General features: G+C 72.0%; 11 protein-coding genes. 5 read left to right on the top strand and 6 right to left on the bottom strand.

Features of this window, described 5'->3' with window-relative positions:
- Positions 1–25 precede the first annotated feature (25 nt).
- The 3 genes from ACFYNL_RS30405 to glgX form a co-directional block, all read right to left on the bottom strand.
- On the bottom strand, positions 26–1276 hold the full coding sequence (locus ACFYNL_RS30405; RefSeq protein WP_388808757.1) for a M14 family zinc carboxypeptidase: 1251 nt from the start codon (positions 1274–1276) through the stop codon (positions 26–28).
- 451 nt (positions 1277–1727) lie between these two features.
- Positions 1728–4088 (bottom strand): malto-oligosyltrehalose synthase, encoded by a 2361-nt coding sequence (gene treY, locus ACFYNL_RS30400; protein ID WP_388808754.1) that lies wholly within the window; start codon positions 4086–4088, stop codon positions 1728–1730.
- A 392-nt stretch (positions 4089–4480) separates the two neighbouring features.
- Entirely contained in the window at positions 4481–6634 is a 2154-nt protein-coding gene (gene glgX, locus ACFYNL_RS30395; RefSeq protein WP_388808752.1) for a glycogen debranching protein GlgX, read from the bottom strand.
- 184 nt (positions 6635–6818) lie between these two features.
- Between glgX and ACFYNL_RS30390 the strand changes: the two genes are divergently transcribed.
- From ACFYNL_RS30390 to ACFYNL_RS30375, 4 genes are all read left to right on the top strand, one after another.
- Positions 6819–7634 carry a Tat pathway signal sequence domain protein gene (locus tag ACFYNL_RS30390; protein WP_388808749.1) on the top strand — a complete coding sequence of 272 codons (816 nt, stop codon included), beginning with the start codon at positions 6819–6821 and terminating at the stop codon, positions 7632–7634.
- A gap of 69 nt (positions 7635–7703) precedes the next feature.
- Positions 7704–9020: a copper amine oxidase gene (locus ACFYNL_RS30385; protein ID WP_388808747.1), complete on the top strand. Its 1317-nt coding sequence runs from the start codon at positions 7704–7706 to the stop codon at positions 9018–9020.
- A gap of 103 nt (positions 9021–9123) precedes the next feature.
- Positions 9124–10362, top strand: a complete 1239-nt coding sequence (locus ACFYNL_RS30380) for an SAV2148 family HEPN domain-containing protein (protein WP_388809100.1) — start codon at positions 9124–9126, stop codon at positions 10360–10362.
- Between the two features lie 130 nt (positions 10363–10492).
- A complete protein-coding gene (locus ACFYNL_RS30375) occupies positions 10493–11218 on the top strand; it encodes a 3'-5' exonuclease (RefSeq protein ID WP_388808745.1) in 726 nt (241 codons plus the stop codon).
- Positions 11219–11299: 81 nt separating this feature from the next.
- Here the strand turns inward: ACFYNL_RS30375 and ACFYNL_RS30370 are convergent, their stop codons facing one another.
- Positions 11300–11818: a YbaK/EbsC family protein gene (locus ACFYNL_RS30370; protein ID WP_388808742.1), complete on the bottom strand. Its 519-nt coding sequence runs from the start codon at positions 11816–11818 to the stop codon at positions 11300–11302.
- Positions 11779–12753 (bottom strand): DMT family transporter, encoded by a 975-nt coding sequence (locus ACFYNL_RS30365; protein ID WP_388808740.1) that lies wholly within the window; start codon positions 12751–12753, stop codon positions 11779–11781. Before ACFYNL_RS30365 ends, ACFYNL_RS30370 begins: the two co-directional genes overlap by 40 nt.
- Before the next feature lie 94 nt (positions 12754–12847).
- Between ACFYNL_RS30365 and ACFYNL_RS30360 the strand changes: the two genes are divergently transcribed.
- Entirely contained in the window at positions 12848–13792 is a 945-nt protein-coding gene (locus ACFYNL_RS30360) for a LysR family transcriptional regulator (protein WP_388808738.1), read from the top strand.
- Positions 13793–13943: 151 nt separating this feature from the next.
- Here the strand turns inward: ACFYNL_RS30360 and ACFYNL_RS30355 are convergent, their stop codons facing one another.
- Positions 13944–14807: a phosphotransferase enzyme family protein gene (locus ACFYNL_RS30355; protein ID WP_388808735.1), complete on the bottom strand. Its 864-nt coding sequence runs from the start codon at positions 14805–14807 to the stop codon at positions 13944–13946.
- Positions 14808–15019: the final 212 nt, after the last annotated feature.

Below are 15019 nucleotides of genomic sequence, written 5' to 3'. Positions count from 1 at the left end.
ACTGCGCGCGCGTGGCCGGAGCGCGTCACGCGGAACGGTCACGCGCGTGCAGCGCCGCAGCCAGGACCGTCCGGGACTGGTGCTCGATCTGGTGCTCCAACGGCACCCAGCGGGCCCGGAAACGCTCGGCGAAGGCATCGCTCCAGGTCGCCACGAGGTGCTCAAGCCGTGGCGCCGCGCTGTCGTCGGCCTCCCGCAGGACGCGCAGCAGCATCGCCGCGGCGCGCAGTGGCAGCCGTCGCCCGAAGGCGTCCACGCTCCCGACGTACGCCATGGTGCCGTCGGCCGGAGGCGTGTGCATCCAGTCGGCGGCGAGCCCCGGGACCAGCTCCAGCGCCCATTTCGCCGCCCGCAACAGGGGCCCGTCGAAGCCGTCCAGGCGAGGGAGCGCCTCGCCGAGCACCCGCTCGACCTCCCGCGCGTCCCGCCGCAGCCGGACCGCCAGCCGCCGCAGCGCCCGGTCCGGCGCCGGATGCGGCGCCGGATCGTCCACCAGGTCGCTCGCCCACATCGGCACCTCGACGACCGCGGTCAGACCACCGTAGCGATGCACGTGGTACCAGGTGCTGCTGCGCGCGTCGTCCGGCATGCTCGGGTACGCCGCGCCCGCGCCCGGCGCCGGCATCACATGCACACCGGGCCCCGATGCCGGCCAGCCCGCCGCGTCCGACGCCCCGGTCTCCACCGGGATGTGCAACTCCGCCGCCGACTTCGCGAACGGCTCGGCCAGTCCCGGCACGTCCTTCGTCAGCTGCACCCAGCTGCCGCCCAGATCGGTGCCGTGCAGGGTCACCTGAAGGTAGGGACGCACCTCGTCGATGACGCGGGTCAGTGCGCGCGTCTCGGGCGGCAACCGGTCGCTCGGCAGTGCCGCCGGTGCCCACTCCGGCTGCTCCTGGGCGGCGGGCCGGAAGAAGCCGAGGTGGTAGTCGTACAGGCTGCGGGGCGCCGGGGTGACGTGCAGGCATGCTCCGTCGGGATCGGCGCACAACAGGAAGTGCCAGGAGATGTCGGCCCGTAACTCCGGTTCGTGCAGGACGCGTTCGGCGACCGCGAGGAGCGTGGAGCCCCCGGTCGGCTCGTTCGCGTGCGCTCCCGCCACCACCAGGACGGCCCGTCGGGCGCGGCCTATGGACAGCAGGTGGAGTGGCCTGCCGGCCCGGGAGGCCCCGACTTGTCTCAGAGTGCACAGGCCGGGTCGGTGCGCGGCCAGCGCCCGGGCGGCCACGACGAGTTCGGCAAGGGTGAGGTAGCGCAGCTCCGGCAGGAGACTCACCCCCGTCACGTCCGTCCGCCCGGCTTCGCAATCCGCAGTACCCCACGCTCTCGTTGAGGTGTCAAGGAGTTCGAGGGGCGCCCGGAGGGGGCGCCCAGAAGCATTGACCGCGGGGAGGCGGATGCCGCCGGCCTCAGGGGAGCGCCGGGACCGTCCCGCCGTGTGACGAGGGTGGACATCCGGTGAGGGAGCGAGCAGCGAGGCGTACGTCCGAGGAGAGCGCTGCCCCTGGTCACCAGGCGCCGACCGCACGGCATGCGCTCCTGGAGCGCGCGCGGCCAGAGCCGGGCGCCTACGCCGAGTCAGGGCGCGCGGCGGGGCCGTACGTGCCCGCGGGCGTTGCGGACGGGCCGGTGGAGGGCGGCGGGTGAGGACGTCGGCCGCGGGTGAGGAGGCGCGCAGCACGGCGGACGAGCCGCCCTGGCCGCCCGGAGGCGGTGGGCGGCGACCCCTACGGCGACTCCTCCACGACCCGCTCCAGCAACGCCACCGGCAGCCGCGCGAACAACTCCTCCACGCGCGCGTGTCCGGAGAACTCCCGCCCCGGATCGAGTACGTCGGCCCACCGTCCCGGAGGCAGCGGCAGCGTCGTGTCGCGCCAGCCGCCCGCCTCGGCCAGCCGCAGCGACAGGCGCGTCACGGCGGTCACCACCTCCCCGGAGCGAACGAAGGCCAGACAGTGGGCGGCCGCCGGCCCCTCGGCGGTCAAGGGCGCGTACGACGCCGAGTCGCCGAACACCTCGGGGCGCCGCCCGCGCAACCGCAGCGCCGCCGCCGTCAGGGCACCCTTCTCGCCCGGATCCTCGTGCGGGAAGCGCGCGGCCCGCCGGTTGTCCGGGTCCACCAGCGCCCGGTACTCGCCCTCGGTGCCCTGATACACGTCCGGGACGCCCGGCATCGTCAGCTGGGCCAGGGCCGTGCCCAGCACGTTGGCCCTGATGTGCGGTGCCAGGCGGCTCCGGAGAGCGGCCACACGCTCCCCGGGGACCGAGCACGGCCCCGCCGCGACGAACGCCGCCACCGCCTCCTCGTACGGCGGCTCCTGCTCCGTCCAGCTGGTGTACAGCCCGGCCTCGCGCACATGCTTCAGCAGGGCATCCCGCACCCGGTCCACGTCCGCCTCGCCCAGCCCGAACACCGTCTGCCAGGCGGCCCACGCCAGTTGCGCGTCCGGCACACCCTCGCCCTCGCGGGTCACCTCCGCCAGGACGTCCGCCCAGCGCTGCGGGCACTCGGTGAGCACGGCCAGCGCGGCCCGCACATCGGCGCTGCGCTTGGTGTCGTGCGTCGACGCGACCGTCCCGGTCACCGGCCAGTCACGCTGCACGCGCGCGCAGTACGCGTGGAACTCGTCCGGCGGGACCGCGGGACTCCCGGGGTTCCCGCCCACCTCGGTCGCCGAGAGCAGCGGCACATAGCGGTAGAACGCCGTGTCCTCCACCGACTTGGCCCGCAGCGCCGACGCCGTCTGCGCGAACCGCGTCCGGAACTCCACATGGTCGGGCCCGTCACCGGCCCGCCCGAGCACCAGGTCGCGCACGACATCGACGGCGCCGGCCTCCTCGGGCACGGCGAAGGCGAGCCGGGCCTCGGCGGCGGCCTCCTCGGTGACCACGAGGGACGCGTCACCGGAGGCGTACGGCCGGTAGACCTCCAGCCGGACGAGGAGCTCCTGCAGAGCGGTGCGCAGCGCCCAGGGCGCCCGGTCGCGCAGCGCCAGCTCCGGGGACGCGGCGCACACCCGGCTCGCCACCCGCGTCAGCCGGTCGGTCTCCGCGGCCAGCTCGTGCGTGAGCACCTTGTACGCCGCCCGCCGCACCGTCGCCTCCCAGTCCCCGCCCCGGTCCGTCTGCGGGGCCGCGAACCGCCGGTACTGGCCGAGGAGTTCCCCGAACCCGGCCGGGTCGGTGAAGACGCCGTCGACGTGCCGCAGGGCGTCGTAGCCGGTGGTGCCCGCGACGGGCCAGGAGGCCGGCAGGTGCTCCCCGTCCGACAGGATCTTCTCCACGACCGTCCAGCGCCCGCCGGTCGCCTCGTGGAGGCGCTGGAGATAGGCGTCGGGGTCGGCGAGGCCGTCCGGGTGGTCGATGCGCAACCCGTCGATGACGCCCTCGTGGAGCAGCTGGAGGATCTTGGCATGCGTGGCCTCGAACACGTCCGGGTCCTCGACGCGCACTCCGATCAGCTCCGAGATGCTGAAGAACCGCCGGTAGTTCAGCTCCGTACGGGCCAGCCGCCACCAGGCGAGGCGGTACCACTGGGCGTCCAGCAGCTGCGGCAGCGGCAGGTCCTCGGTGCCCTCACGCAAGGGGAACACCTGGTCGTAGTAGCGCAGCACATCGCCGTCGACCTCCAGGCGACCGAGCTCCTCACCGAGCGGATGCCCCAGCACCGGCAGCAGCACCCGACCGCCCTGCGCCTCCCAGTCGATGTCGAACCAGCGCGCGTACGGCGACTTGGGCCCCTCGCGCAGCACCTCCCACAGGGCGCGGTTGTGACGCGGGGCCATGGCCATGTGGTTCGGCACGAGGTCCACGACCAGACCCAGGCCGTGCTCACGAGCGGTGCGCGCCAGCGCGCGCAGCCCTTCCTCGCCGCCCAGTTCCTCACGCACACGCGCGTGGTCCACGACGTCGTACCCGTGCCCCGACCCCGGGACCGCCTCCAGGACGGGGGACAGGTGCAGGTGCGACACGCCGAGCGAGGCCAGGTACGGCACGGCCGCCTCGGCGGACGCGAAGGGGAACGAGGGCTGCAGCTGCAGCCGGTAGGTGGCGGTCGGCAGCGTGGGGTCGGGTCGCTCAGGCGTCATGGAGAGCTACGTACCCGTCCTGCCGCCCTTCGTGTCATCGGCGCCGCCACGTGGACCTCAGTCTGGGGCTGGATTCGGGGGATGGTGCGGGAGGGGAGGGAGAGAGGGAGGGAGGGCGTGGGGGGCGACGCTGCAGTGCCGTCGGGACGCGGGCGGTGGGACGAGCCGGTTCCGTTCGGACGGATTCGGGACGACGCTGCCGTCCCGTCGCGACGCCCGTGGCCCGACGCTCCGGTCCCGTCCCGACGGCTTCGCCCCAACGCTCCGGTCCCGTCCCGACGCCGCCGGGACGACGCTCCGGTCCCGTCCCGACGGCCTCGCCCCAACGCTCCGGTCCCGTCCCGACTCCGCCGACGCGACAAGCCGGTCTCGTCCCGACGCCCCGAACCTCCCTACACCGGCCGCTGCAACACCGTCAGACTCCGATCCACCAGCGTCAACCGATCCCCGGCCTGCACCTTCGCCCCCGTCTCCGGCGGCACCATGTCCGCCCGGGCCGTGTCCACGACCACCTGCCACTGGCGGCCGTGGTTGACCGGCACGACGAAATCGAGGGTCTTGGGGGAGGCGTTGAACATCAGCAGGAACGAGTCGTCGCTGATGCGCTCGCCGCGCGGTCCGGGCTCCGAGATCGCGTTGCCGTTGAGGAACACCGTCAGGGCCGAGGCCTGCGCCCGGTCCCAGTCCCGCTGGGTCATCTCCTTGCCCTGCGGGGTGAACCAGGCGATGTCCGAGAGGTCGTCGTGGGTGCCGTGCACCGGCCGTCCGTGGAAGAAGCGCCGTCGGCGGAAGACCGGGTGGTCCCGCCGCAGCCAGACCATCGCGCGCGTGAAGGCGAGCAGCTCACGCGACAACCCGGCTGCATCGCCGTCCGGGCCGTCGCCCCCACCCCCTTCGTCCTGCGGCCACTCCACCCAGGCCAGTTCACTGTCCTGGCAGTACGCGTTGTTGTTGCCGTGCTGCGTGCGGGCGAACTCGTCGCCGTGACTGATCATCGGCACGCCCTGGGACAGCATCAGCGTGGCGATGAAGTTGCGCATCTGCCGGGTGCGCAGCGCGAGGACGGCCGGGTCGTCGGTCTCGCCCTCCGCCCCGCAGTTCCAGGACCGGTTGTGGCTCTCGCCGTCGCGGTTGTCCTCGCCGTTGGCGTGGTTGTGCTTCTCGTTGTACGAGACGAGGTCGTGCAGCGTGAACCCGTCGTGGCAGGTCACGAAGTTGATCGAGGCCAGCGGGCGCCGCCCGTCGTCCTGGTACAGGTCGGACGAGCCCGTCAGCCGGGACGCGAACTCCGCCAGCGTGCGCGGCTCACCGCGCCACAGGTCCCGTACGGTGTCGCGGTACTTGCCGTTCCACTCGGTCCACAGCGGCGGGAAGTTGCCCACCTGGTAGCCGCCCTCGCCGACGTCCCACGGCTCGGCGATCAGCTTCACCTGGGAGACCACCGGGTCCTGCTGGACGAGGTCGAAGAACGACGACAGCCGGTCCACCTCGTGGAACTGCCGGGCCAGGGTGGCCGCGAGGTCGAAGCGGAAGCCGTCGACGTGCATCTCGGTGACCCAGTAGCGCAGCGAGTCCATGATCAGCTGGAGCACGTGCGGGGACCGCATGAGCAGCGAGTTCCCGGTCCCGGTGGTGTCCATGTAGTAGCGCGGATCGTCGGTCAGGCGGTAGTACTGCGGGTTGTCCAGGCCGCGGAAGGACAGGGTGGGGCCCAGGTGGTTGCCCTCGGCGGTGTGGTTGTAGACCACGTCGAGGATGACCTCGATGCCGGCCTCGTGCAGCGCCCGCACCGCCGACTTGAACTCCAGGACCTGCTGGCCGCGGTCGCCCCAGGAGGCGTACGCGTTGTGCGGGGCGAAGAAGCCGATCGTGTTGTAGCCCCAGTAGTTGTTCAGGCCCATGTCGACCAGCCGGTGGTCGTTCACGAACTGGTGGACCGGCATCAGCTCCAGCGCGGTCACGCCCAGCTCGGTGAGATGCTCGATGACCGCCGGGTGCGCGAGGGCGGCGTAGGTGCCGCGCAGCTCCTCGGGCAGCCCCGGATGCCGCATCGTGAGGCCCTTCACATGCGCCTCGTAGATGACCGTGTGGTGGTAGTCCGTACGGGGCCGCCGGTCGTCACCCCAGTCGAAGTAGGGATTGACCACGACCGAGGACATCGTGTGCGGCGCCGAGTCCAGGTCGTTGCGCCGCTCGGGTTCGTCGAAGTGGTAGCCGTACACCTCCTCGCCCCAGCGGATGGAGCCGCTGACCGCCTTGGCGTACGGGTCGAGCAGCAGCTTCGCCGAGTTGCAGCGCAAGCCGCGCTCCGGGGCGTACGGGCCGTGCACCCGGAACCCGTACCGCTGTCCCGGCATGACGCCCGGCACGTACGCGTGCCGTACGAACGCGTCGCTCTCCCGCAGTTCCACCGCCGTCTCCGAGCCGTCGTCGTGCAGCAGACACAGCTCTACTCGGTCCGCGGCCTCGGTGAAGACCGCGAAGTTGGTGCCGGCGCCGTCGTACGTGGCACCGAGTGGATATGCCTCTCCAGGCCAGACCTGCATGGATACGACTCTTTCAGTTCGAGCGCGCCGTCGGGGGAGCCTTGAAGTCGAGTCTCCCCGAAAGTGAGGCAACCACCCATGACTTACGTCCCTCTTACCGGTCGACCAGTGCATACGCGGTATGCCGAACCAGTGTGGGGCCAACAGGTACTCCCGGGGACGTTTGGGGGAGTAAGGGGAAGATGTGCGCGAGATGATGCGCCGCCATCTGGGCAAGGTGGTGGCAGGTACGGCCATCGCGGTGGCCGGAACCGCCGTGATGGTCGGAATCACCCTGCCGGGAACGGCGGGGGCCGATGACAACGGCGGAAACACCAGTGGTCGGGCCGCCCAGCAGGCCGCCCAGGGGCAGGGAGCCGGCGCGGCGCCGCCCGGCGTCGTCGAAGAGGCCCCGACCGAGGGGGACAAGGGCACGGGCAACGACCCGCTGACCGACGACGAGATGGAACGGGCCGCCGAGCTTGCCGCGAGCCCGCAGATGCGCAGCGCCGGCGAGAACGTCGAGGGGGAGCGCGGACCGCAGCGCATCGGCGTCGACCTCGCGGAGGCGGAGGCCGACGAGACGGACAGGGCTGACGCACCGCGTCGGGCCGAGGTGACGTTCTACGACTACAAGGCCGACGCGCTCGTCACCCGGACCGTCAACCTCGACACCGGCAAGGTGGAGCAGACCACCACCGAGCGTGGCGTGCAGCCGCCGCTGAGCCGTGCCGAGTACGCCGAGGCTGCGAAGCTGCTGATCGCCGACCCGCTGGGCGCGGACATGAAGGCGGACTACAAGGACGCCACCGGCAAGGAACTCACCTCGCCGGACCAGCTGCTGCTCAACGGCGCCGTGTACCGGGCCGTCGCGGGCGCCCAGCCCGCCGTACTCGACAAGTGCGGCGACCACCGGTGCGTGCGGCTCTTCCCGAAGGTCAAGAACGGGCCCTGGATCGACGCCCGGTCCTTCGTGATCGACCTCAGCGCCCGCAAGGTCGCCAGGCTCGACATCGGCTGAGACGCCTCCGTTCGCTTGTCCAACTCGCCTCTCATGTACTTGCACCTCCTGTAAGGGAGTCATTTCTTCATGCGCGTGAACAGAATGAGCCGTGCCCGCAAGGGCGCGGCCGTAGGCCTGTCCCTGGCGGCCCTGGCAGCCGGCGCGACGACCGGCGCAGGATCCGCCTCGGCCCAGCCGAAGGCCGCCCCGGCGCCGGCCGCCGACTGCAGCGCCGCCTACCGCATCGAGCAGAAGCTCACCGGCGGTACGACCTGGCGGATGTGCTGGCGCTACGACGGCAAGGCCGGCCTCGTCCTGGAAAAGATCTCCTACCAGCCCAAGGGCGAAGCCCAGCCGATCAAGGTGCTCAACAGCGCCAGGCTCGGCCAGATCCACGTCCCGTACGACGACGGAAGCGTCGAGTACGACGACCTGACCGGCTTCGGCTTCGCCCAGGGGCTCATGACCCTGGCGCCGAGCGAGTGCCCGGGCGGAACCATCAAGTCCGTCAAGGTCCCCGAGGCATGGGACCCGCAGAACGCGAACGTCAAGGGCCTGTGCACGACGACACGCGCGCGCGGCCACGCCTACCGCATGCAGGGCGACAGCGCGAACAAGGTCTACCAGGCCCAGAGCAAGGACCTGCTCGTCTACACGGTCAACCAGGTCGGCTGGTACGAGTACATGACCGAGTGGCGCTTCCAGGACGACGGCACGGTCACCATGAACGTCGGTGCGACCGGCAGCCTCTCCTACGACGACTACGACGCCGGTGACGGCCGTGGCTGGCCCATCGGCAAGGGGGACCGCGCCAAGGCCACCAGCCACAGCCACAACGTCTTCTGGCGGCTCGACTTCGGCCTGGACGGCTCCACCAAGAACAAGGTCGAGCAGTACGACTCCGCGGTCACCGCGCCCACCGCCGGCGACCGCGCCCCGACGACCAAGACGACCCGCACCAAGGTCACCAAGGAACTCGCGGGCGACGCCAAGGCGTACCGCTGGTGGCGCATGGTCAGCGCGACCGGCAAGAACAAGGACGGCCACGCGCGCTCGTACGAGATCGTGCCCGGCGTCAGCACCAAGTACCCGGGCCGCAGCTACACCAAGCACGACGTGTACGTCACCGAGTACAACAAGTGCGAGAAGTTCGCCACCCACAATCCGGGTTGTGGGAACACCCACCCCAAGTCCGTCGACAAGTGGGTCGGCGGTCAGACGCTGACGCACCCGATCGTCTGGACGAACGTGGGCTTCCACCACATAGCCAGGGACGAGGACCAGCAGCCCATGCCGGTCCACTGGCAGGGATTCTCCATCGTCCCGCGGGACGTGACGGCTATGAATCCGCTCACTCCGAGCGAGCTCGCCTGGCAGAACGGGCACTGGCGTCCGCGTAGTTGAGAAACGACCCTGTCCATCCGGCTGCACCGCCGACCGCTCCCGGAGTACCCTTCCTTGATCGTTGGGACGGGGAGTGCTCGGGGGAGCGGAAGGCGGTGCGCGGGTGGGCTCGGGAGGGCTGGAGCTGCCCCCTGGTGACGAGGGTCACGAGGGGGGCTCCACAGAGGTCCCACCCGGTGCGGTGTCCCTGGCCAGGCCGATGGAGACCAGTTCCATCGGCCCGGAGCTGGACTGGGACACCGACTCCTGGCGCGAGGTGCGTACGCGCGCCCAGCGGGCCGGCCGGGCGTACATCTGGCTGAACCTCGTCGAACAGCGGCTGCGCGCGGTCGTGGCCGCGGTGCTGCGCCCCATCTACGAACCGGTCCACGGCGACGACTGGGTGGTCGCGGCGGCCGGGCCGGCCGGCCAGGAGTGGGTGAACCGCGCGGTCGCCGTACGCGAGGTCAGCCGTCGCAAGGGCTACCTGCTCGATCCGGCCGACGACAACGTCCTCAGCTTCCTGACGCTGCCGCAGCTGCGGGAGCTGATGGTGCAGCACTGGCCGTGCTTCGAGCCGTACGTCGACGACCGCCGCGATGTCGAACTGGCGCTGGACGAACTCGAAGTGGCCCGTAACGTGGTCTCACGCAACCGGGCCCTGTCCGAGGCGGTGCTCAACCAGGCCGAACGGGCGTCCGCGCGTCTGATCGAGGTCCTCGGTGCCGGCGGCGACGTCCCGTCCGCCCGGCGGCTTCCCATCGACGCCGTCGAGGACCTGGTCGGCGACCGGTACGCCGACGTGGTCGCCGTGCACCCCGACCGGGTCCGCCTGCTGCGCCAGTTCCCGGCCGAGGACATCTTCGGCGGGGCGCGCCGCCTAGACGCCATCGGCATCGGCCTCAACCTGCTGGTGCAGAACTTCTCCGGGCGGCGACTGGTACGGCTCGCCGAGACCGGCTGCCGGGTACGGCTGCTGTTCCTGAACCCGGCCTCCAGCGCGGTCAAGCGACGCGAGCGTGAACTGGGCATCAAGCGGGGCGAGCTGAGCCGCGCGGTCGAGATGAACATCCTGCACATGCGCCGGGTGCGGTCCCGGCTGCGGGACCCGGGCGCCTTCGAGATCCAGGTCTTCGACGAGACGCCCCGCTTCACGGCGTACCTCGTCGACGGCGACGGTTCCGACGGCATCGCGGTCGTGCAGTCCTATCTGCGGCGGACCCGCGGACTGGAGGCCCCGGTGCTGGTGCTGCGCAACGCGGGCAGACTGGTCAAGTCGGACGAGATCGACGAAGGTGGGCTTTTCCCTACGTATCGCGAGGAGTTCGAGTTGATGTGGGCGGATTCGAGGCCGGTGTCCTGAATCATCCGGTCCCGAACCGCCCCGTGGACCGGTGTCGACGCGGAAGCGGAATGCGGTCCTCTGATTGTCAGTGGCTCATGGGAAGGTGGAGACCACTGGGGGAACGCACCACCAAGAAGGGGGACCGCCCATGGGCTGGCACCGTGAGCTGCTGATCGGCTTCGACCTGGAGACGACCGGGACCGACCCGCGCGAGGCGCGCATCGTCACAGGCGCCGTGATCGAGGTCAGGGCCGGGCAGCCCTTGGGCCACAAGGAGTGGCTGGCGGATCCCGGGGTGGAGATTCCCGCGGACGCGGTGGCGGTCCACGGGATCAGCACCGAGCGCGCGACGGCGGAGGGCCGCCCGGCCGACCAGGTGGCCGACGCCATCGCGGACGTCCTGACGGGGTACTGGAGGACGGGCGTACCGGTCGTCGCCTACAACGCGGCCTTCGACCTGAGCCTGCTCTCCGCCGAACTACGACGGTACGAACTGCCGTCCCTGCGCGACCGCCTCGGTGGCCTCGCCCCCGCTCCGGTCATCGACCCGTACACCATCGACCGCTGGGCCGACCACTACCGCCGCGGCAAACGCAACCTCGAAGCGGTCTGCCGGGAGTACGGCGTCGTCCTCGACTCCGCGCACGACGCGTCCGCCGATGCCCTCGCCGCGGCCCGCCTGGCCTGCGCCATAGCCACCCGCCACCCCAAGATCGCGACCCTTGGTCCGGCCGAGCTGCACCGCCGCCAGATCGAGTGGTACGCCGAGTGGGCGGCGGACTTCCAGAACTTCCTGCGCCGCAAGGGCGACCCGACCGCGGTGGTCGACGGGACGTGGCCGCTCAGGGAGCCGGCCGGGCAGCCGCTCGCCTGAAGCTTGCGTCTGCCTCTGCGCGTGCGCGTACGCCTACGCCTATGCCTATGACTGCGCCTGCGCCTGCGCCTATGCGTGCGCCTATGTCTGCGCCGAGGCGGTCGCCGGTGCCGCGATGCGCTCGACGCGGGGTTGGGCCGACCGCGCGTAGTCGGCACCGGAGATGAGCAGCGAGCGGTCGAGCCGGGCGGCGTTGAAGTACAGCCTGGGCTGGGCCACGACATCAGGATCGGCGACCAGTTCCAGCTCCGGGTCGAAGCTGAACGGCAGGACGGTGCCGGGGACCGCGCGCGCGAGCCGCTCGGCGGTAGCGGGATCGTTGAAGCCGACGTAGCGGGCCGCGAACAGGGTCCGGACGGCGTCCAGATCCACGCGCCGGTCACCGGGGACGACCGCGAGGACATGCCGGGTGGTGCGACGGTCCACCTTCACCCGCAGCACGATGCACTTCGCGGCCTCGGAGGCCGGGTGCCCGCGCAGCGCGCAGACGGCCTCGGTGGCACCCTCGGGTGCGTGGTCGAGGAGGCGGTAGTCGACGTGGCAGGAGTCGAGCAGGGAGATCAGGTGGTCGTAGGTGTCGTGACGGGCGTGGTCGGGCACGGGGAGTCCTTGTCGAGGTCGGAAGGGCGGGCCGGGGAGAGCCGGGGGTGCGGTGCGTTCCGGTGGGCGCGTTCCACCGCCTGACCCCAGTAGGTGCCGGCGACCATCAGGGCCGCCCCGAGGCCGGTGAGCGGCGTGAGGTGCTCACCGCCGAGGGCCGCGCCCACCGCGACGGCCCAGACCGGCTCGGTGCCCAGCAGCAGGCTGGCCCGGCTGGCGGAGGTGCGTTGCACGGCCCAGGTCTGGGCGAGGAAGGCGAACACACTGCAGAACAGGGCGAGATGGAGCAGCTGCGCCCAGGTCGCCGGATCCGCGTGGGCCAGCGTCGGCAGGTCCCCTGCGGCGGCCGGCAGGAACAGGGCGGTGCCGACGAGGGTCTGCACGGTCGTCAGGTGCAGCGGCCGGACGGCCCGCCCCACGGTGAGGCGGCCGACGAGGGCGACATGGGCGGCCCGGATGACCGCGGCACCGAGCATCAGCAGGTCACCGAGGCGTGGGGCCTGGAAGCCGTTGCCGGACATCAGCAGCCCGACGGCCACCGTGCAGACACCGGTCGCGACGAAGAAGGCGGGAGGCAGTGGCCCGCGCCGGCCACCGCGGTCGAGGAGCGGGGTGAGGACGATGGTCAGGCTGATGATGAGTCCGGCGTTGGCGGCGCTGGTGTGGGCGACACCGTACGTCTCCACGAGCAGGACCGCGGCCTGGGTCACGCCCAGGGGCACACCGGCCCGCCACTCGTCTCGCGTCCACCGGCGCGGCCCGCGCCGCCGCGCGGCGACGACGCCGAGACAGGCCGACGCGGAGAGGGCGTAGCGGGCGAACAGCACGAGCAGGACGGGGAGCGCGGCGGTGGCCGTCTGGGCGGACAGGTAGCTGGAGCCCCAGACGAGCGCGACAAGGAGGAGTACCGCATCGGTACGGCGGACGTCGGACACCGCTCCACGGTGCACCGGAGACATCCTTGAAGCCCAGTACCACCTTCTACAACGATCATTCAGTAGTGCTACATCGTCGTCCTAGACTGCGGCCATGGACGAACGGCAGCTGCGGATCCTGCGGGAACTCGGCGAACTGGGCAGTGTCACGGCGGTCGCCGAGGCGCTGCTGGTGACACCCTCGGCGATCTCCCAGCAGCTGCGGCTGCTGCAGCGCGCCCTCCCGGTCCCGCTCACCGAGCGGCAGGGACGCCGACTGGCGCTGACCGACGCCGGGCAGGCGCTGGCGGCCGCGGCCGTGGAGGTGGAGACGGCCCTGGCGCGGGCGCGGCACACGGTCGAGGAGTTCGTCGAGCGGCCGGACGCGGAGGTGTCCGTGGCGGCGTTCCACAGCGCGGGCGCCGCGTTCTTCCCGCTGTTGCTCCGTGGGCTGGCCGGTCCGGGGCGACCGGTGCCGAGGCTGGTCGACGAGGACGTACCGCAGGAGGACTTCCCCCGGCTCACCGGGGAGTACGACATCGTGCTCGCCCACCGGCTGGACTTCGCCCCGCCCTGGCCGGACACGGTGGCCGCGTCGACGCTGCTGCGTGAGCCGCTGGACGTGGCGATGCCGGCCGGCCATCCCCTTGCCGCCAAACGCCGGGTCACCCCGCGCGACGTGGCCGACGAGCCGTGGATCGCCGTGCATGACGGCTTCCCGGTCCTCGCGGTCGTCGAAGCCGTCGCCGCGGCGGCCGGCCGCCGCCTCCGTCTCGCCCACCGCATCAACGAGTTCGCGGTGGTGGCCGAGGTGGTGGCCGCCGGGGGCGGCATCGCGCTGATGCCGCGCTGGACGATGCGCCCCCATCCCGCCCTGGTCCTCAGACCCCTTAGCGGCGTCCAGGCCAGGCGCCACATCGACGCCCTCTACCGCCCCGAGCGTACGGCCCGCACAGCGATCCGCACGGTCCTGGCCGAGCTGCGCCACGCCGCGCGAACGATCCGGGAACGGGACGCGACCGCCCCGGGCACGCGGGCCACCGCGGGCCCCGCCACCTGACCCCTCCGGCCACTCGGCAACGCGTGACCGACCGACTCAGCCGCTGCGCCCGAGACTTGTCGCCGCACCACGGGCCCGGCGCGCGAGGACCGGAGCAGGGCGGTGCGAACCCCGGCGGCTCACGTCGCTTTTCCCGGAGGGCGACAGGCGCTCAGAACGGATACCACCGCACCGCCTCGTCCCCTTCCCGCAAGGAGGCCACCCGCCGCTCGAACTCGACCCGGGCCTTCGGGTTGCTCGGCGCGTGCTGCGCCACCCAGGCGCAACTGGCCGTCTCCCGTGCGCCCCGCAGCACCGCACAGCCGTCCCAGTCCCGTACGTCCCAGCCGTACGCCTCGACGAACGACGCGTAGTCCGCAGCGGGCAGTCCGTACCGGTCCCGGGACAGGGCCATGACCACCAGGTCGTGCTCCCGCAGATCGGCCGAGAACGTCTCCAGGTCGATCAGCACCGGACCGTCCGGGCCGACATGCACATTGCGCGGCAACGCGTCCCCGTGGATCGGGCCCGGCGCCAGACGCGGCGTCAGCCCGGCCGCGGCGGCCGCGAACCCGTCCCGCCGCTTGCGCAGGTACGCCGCGTCGGCCGGGTCGATCGCGTCACCGGCGAGCCGCAGCCATCGCTCCACGCCTCCCAGCAACTCACGCGGCGGCAGCGGGAACGAGGGCGCGGGCAGCGCGTGCACCAGGCGCAGGAGTTCGGCCAGATCCCGGGGCCCGGCGGGGCGTACCGGATCGGGCAGCCGGTGCCACACGGTCACCGGGTGCCCCTCGACCAGCAGCGCCTCGGGCCCGGCCGCCCGCACGGCCGGAACGCCCGCGTCGGCCAGCCACACGGCGATGTCCAGCTCGCGCCGCGCCCGGTCCAGGACTTCGGCGTCGCGGCCCACCTTGACGACCAGGTCACCGGCGGCGAACACCGCGTTCTCACCGAGAGCGAGCAGACGGGCGTCCCGCGCCGGACCGGGCAGTACTCCCGCCGCGGCCAGTACGTCCCGCGCCCGCGCCTCGTCCATCGTCCGCCTCCGTGTCCCGCCCGGCCCGCCGCCGCGTCGATCCGTACCCAAGGCGCCGGCCACCGTCGGCCGACTGTCCTGATCCCACCGCACGCGGAGTCCTGATCCCACCGCATGCGGCTGTCCTGATCCCACCGCATACGGAGTCCTGATCCGACCGCATGTGGCTGTCCTGATCCCGCCACTCGCCCGACAGTGTCGCATTCCCACAG

The organism is Streptomyces sp. NPDC007808 (assembly GCF_042868655.1).
GTDB lineage: Bacteria > Actinomycetota > Actinomycetes > Streptomycetales > Streptomycetaceae > Streptomyces.
Note: the sequence above shows the minus strand (reverse complement) of the source record. Positions and strands in the feature narration are given on the sequence as shown.